3 protein-coding genes are annotated in these 1,531 nt (G+C 65.8%); all 3 read right to left on the bottom strand.

Annotated elements, in window-relative coordinates:
* Positions 1–92 precede the first annotated feature (92 nt).
* Genes AWC08_RS23705 through AWC08_RS23700 form a run of 3 tightly spaced genes read right to left on the bottom strand, consistent with a single transcriptional unit; the run spans position 93 to position 1,529 of the window.
* The gene (locus AWC08_RS23705) at positions 93–1,157 is read right to left on the bottom strand and encodes an IS110 family RNA-guided transposase (RefSeq protein WP_069435605.1); all 1,065 of its coding nucleotides are present in this window, start codon (positions 1,155–1,157) and stop codon (positions 93–95) included.
* A gap of 5 nt (positions 1,158–1,162) precedes the next feature.
* Positions 1,163–1,393 carry a hypothetical protein gene (locus tag AWC08_RS35770; protein WP_142283766.1) on the bottom strand — a complete coding sequence of 77 codons (231 nt, stop codon included), beginning with the start codon at positions 1,391–1,393 and terminating at the stop codon, positions 1,163–1,165.
* 49 nt (positions 1,394–1,442) lie between these two features.
* A complete protein-coding gene (locus AWC08_RS23700; protein ID WP_272868263.1) occupies positions 1,443–1,529 on the bottom strand; it encodes an ATP-binding protein in 87 nt (28 codons plus the stop codon).
* Positions 1,530–1,531: the final 2 nt, after the last annotated feature.

Raw genomic sequence — 1,531 nt, 5'->3', positions numbered from 1 at the left:
CGACCCAGTCCACGGCCGTGGCGAACGCGATGCGGTGTCCGGCTTGGGCGGCCTTGATGGCCAGCCCGATAGCGAGGATGCTTCTATGTCTGTCAAGCCGCCGTTTCGATGGTGGTGATTGATGCGGCGTCGGTCTGCATGATCCGGTAGACCTCGCGGGCGATAGCGCGTTTGAGGCATCGTTTGATCTCTCGGGGCGTCTTGCCTTCTGCAGTGCGTCGGGCGGCGTAGGCCTTTGTCGTAGGCTCGAACCGCAAGCGCGTCAGTGCAACAGTGTGCAGTGCGCGGTTGAGTTGGCGGTCACCGGCGCGGTTGAGTCGGTGGCGCACGGTGGCGCCGCTGCTGGCTGGGATGGGTGCGGCGCCGGCCAGGGACGCGAAGGCCGCCTCGCTGCGGATGCGGTCGCGATGCGACCACGAGATCAAGAACTGCGCAGCAGTGATGACGCCGATGCCGGGTCGGTCGAGCAGCTGGGGGCAGGCGGCAGTGACGAGGAGTTCGAGCTCAGTTTCGTGTTCTGCGGCTTCAGCTTCGAGCATGAGAGCACGCCGGGCGGTAGCGCGAATGGCGCGGACGGTGGCGCGGTGTTCGACTGAGTGTGACGGCAAGGTACGCAGCCGTGCGCAGCGGTTGAGTTGTTCGTCGGTCGTTCCGCGTCGCAGCTGATCACGCAGCGATTGGGGGGCGTTGACGATCATGGCCTTGAGTTGCCCAATAGCTTTGGTACGAGCCAGGATTGCACCCTCACGCGCGGTGAGGAGCACTCGCATAGCTTCCCGGTCGCCGCGAGCGCGGGGCGCTGCGAGGTGCTCGCGCGTCAATGCTTCGCGTGCGGCGCGGACGGCGTCGAGGTCATCAGATTTGGCGCCGTCCCGTCGGGCAGGGCGTGCGGGGCGATCAATCTCGACTACCCATTCGCCGCGTCCGAGCAAGTGTGTGGTCAGACCAGCGCCGAAGCTGCCGGTGCCCTCGATCGCCCAGACTCGTCGGCCTGTGGCATGTTTGGCGGCGAAGGTGTCGAGCTTTCGGAATCCGAACGCGTCGGTCGCCACGGTCAGCCGCTCGACAAGTCCTCCGGCGGCGGTGACGATCGCCGCGGTATGCGAGTCGCGGTGGGTATCGACGCCGATGACGAAATCGACCTTGTCTGTCAGCATGGGTGTCACGGTGTTCTCCAATCATTGGGGTGCATCAGGTCGGCACCGGCCTGGATGGGATCACCGTGCGGCAAGACTGTGATGAGGCACGACCCGGCATCGGGTCGGCCAGGCTTCTGATCAGGCCAGTCGTGGTGGGCCAGGCCGGTGCCGGTCACCGGCGACGACAAATCCAAAGCAAGGGCACCACCCCGCTTGGGTGCGGCCAATGAGTCTTTAGGGTCAGTCGCGGTCACCGACACCGACCCTCCCACCGGCGGCGCCGAGACTCCATTGAGTCCGCCCTCAAGACTCACAGTGGGTTTTTCCGGTGCCGGGTGGCCCCAACAGGACGACGTTGCGGGCCTTGGTCAGGAATGCTCCGGTGCCCAGGT

This window comes from Mycobacterium gordonae, from assembly GCF_002101675.1.
Taxonomy (GTDB): Bacteria; Actinomycetota; Actinomycetes; order Mycobacteriales; family Mycobacteriaceae; genus Mycobacterium; species Mycobacterium gordonae.
Note: the sequence above shows the minus strand (reverse complement) of the source record. Positions and strands in the feature narration are given on the sequence as shown.